The sequence below is a fragment of the Jeotgalibacillus marinus genome (genome assembly GCF_040801915.1).
GTDB lineage: Bacteria > Bacillota > Bacilli > Bacillales > Jeotgalibacillaceae > Jeotgalibacillus > Jeotgalibacillus marinus.
In genome coordinates this window covers 1-2,084 of record NZ_JBFMIA010000054.1, presented here as the reverse complement: position 1 = coordinate 2,084, position 2,084 = coordinate 1, and the positions used below count along the sequence as shown (strand labels likewise).

Annotated in this window: 1 protein-coding gene and 1 pseudogene; both read left to right on the top strand. The window is 36.6% G+C overall.

Annotated elements, in window-relative coordinates; all coding sequences use genetic code 11:
- A pseudogene (locus AB1471_RS16805) lies at positions 1-1,585 on the top strand (hypothetical protein); the annotation flags it as partial.
- A gap of 18 nt (positions 1,586-1,603) precedes the next feature.
- Positions 1,604-2,020: a DUF1617 family protein gene (locus AB1471_RS16800; protein ID WP_367780909.1), complete on the top strand. Its 417-nt coding sequence runs from the start codon at positions 1,604-1,606 to the stop codon at positions 2,018-2,020.
- The last annotated feature ends 64 nt before the right edge of the window (positions 2,021-2,084 follow it).

The following is a 2,084-nucleotide window of genomic DNA, read 5'->3' as shown; positions in this document are numbered from 1 at the left end:
GTCAGTTGATGTAGATGGGATTTCTACCAGTGTTAAAAGTTTGGAAAGTGATTTTAGTGACTTAGGCACAAGAGTGTCATCGTCCGAAACATCCATCATCCAATTATCCGACTCCATTTCTCTCAATGCGAAGGAATTGGAGATTGTAGACGGTCGCATGACTCAAGCCGAGGCTTCTTTATCGGTTCATGCCGATAAGATTGAATCGAAAGTTGAGCGAGATGGGATTATATCGTCAATCAATCAAACTGCGGAATCTGTGAAAATAGATGCCGAAATGATTGAACTAACTGGTGATGTCTATTTTTCTGATGGCGAAGTCCTTATCGAAGAAGGCGCAGTTGGTACCTTGGCCATTAAAGACGGCTCTATCACAAACGCCCACCTTGGAACAGCTATAATTAAAGAAGCACAGATTAATGATTTAGCCGTTACGAATGCGAAAATTTCTAATTTGGGTATAGATGGAGCGAAAATTAAAGACGCTACGATTGAGAGTGCAAAAATTAGTAGTTTATGTGCTGATGTAATTGACGGTGGGACAATCTCAGGAGTGAAATTTGAAACAACTGGAGGATCAACAGGAACCTTAAGTTTATCTGGAGGAGTCCTAAAGTCTGAGTATGATGATGGATGGTCAACAAAAATCGAAGCTGCTGCTCTTGAATCTCAGATTGGGGATTTAGCTAAGGCGCAAATAAATGGGAATGGCCTATTTATTTATAGATTAAATAACGATCAGGGTTCTTCGAGTATTACTCAGTCATCAGAACAATCGAAATCTTATTTAACTATAGAAACTAGTAATCATTTACGATTTAGTACAGGAAGTCCTTTAGTCGAAAGGTTAAGAATAGATGACACAGGGCTTTCAAAGATACAAGGACTGTCGTTTGAACATAGTAGTTCTATAGGTTTTAATCAATATGGAAATATTAAAGCTAAAGATACCACCAGCGATACTTCATATTGGGCAATTGTGAATAAATTAGGAGATATTGTTTTTAAAGCTCCATTAGGTGCTACAAATAAGACAATAGAATTAAATGCACCAAGTGGTGCAAAGTTAACTATAAGCTCTGATAACGTAGGGCCTAATGTAAAATCTATGGATATTTTCAATCGAACATATTCAACCTCTACTAATATGTATATAACATCAAATGGAAACATTGGTCGAACGACTTCAGCTTCAAAATACAAAATGCTCATAGAAGATTTGTCGATAGACAACCCTAACAAGATATTAAATTTACGACCGAAAACTTGGTATGATAAGCCATCGATTGAGAACTACGCCCAGTTGTTAAAAAAAGAATCTGATGGGGAAGAAATAGGTTGGGAAAATGAAGATATTCCATATATGGAGAGAATATCAGGATTAATTGCAGAGGATCTTGTAGAATCAGGTCTAGAAAATTTCATAACATATGGATCAGCAGATGAACATGGAAATAGAGAAATAGAAGGAATACAATATGACCGACTGTGGATTATGTTGCTACCATTAGTTAAGGAACAGAAAATAAAAATTGAAGAGTTAGAAAACCGAATCAATAAATTAGAAGCAGCTTCATTTAAATAGACCTTAGGAGGAAACACCATGCAAGTAAAAATTAAAAATGAACAACTAGGGCAGGTAATCAACCTGCTTTTTGATTTGTCTTTAAAAGGGAAACAATCTCGTCAACGTAGTAAGTTTATCAAGGTTTTAGACGAACGAATAAAGGAAGTGGCGGAACAAGAACAGGAATTGTTAAAAGAGCATTGCCACTTAGATGACGAGGGTAACCCTAAAATTAAAAACAACGGTCAAGAGTGGGACGTGAAAAATGTTGTAGCGTTCCGTAAAGACAAGATCGAGCTTCTCGAAGAAGAAATTGTGCTTGATGGTGGCGATAATGAAGACATGTTAAAAACGGTAAAAACTGTTTTGTTCGATTGCGAGAAGGAATTCAGCGGACAAGATGCACAGGTATACGATTATCTATGCGATCAATTTGAAGAATCAGATGAATAAATTATTAAAGGTGAATCTTCCGATTTAACAAGTGCACTTAGCGTATTTAAGGTGCTATGGAGTG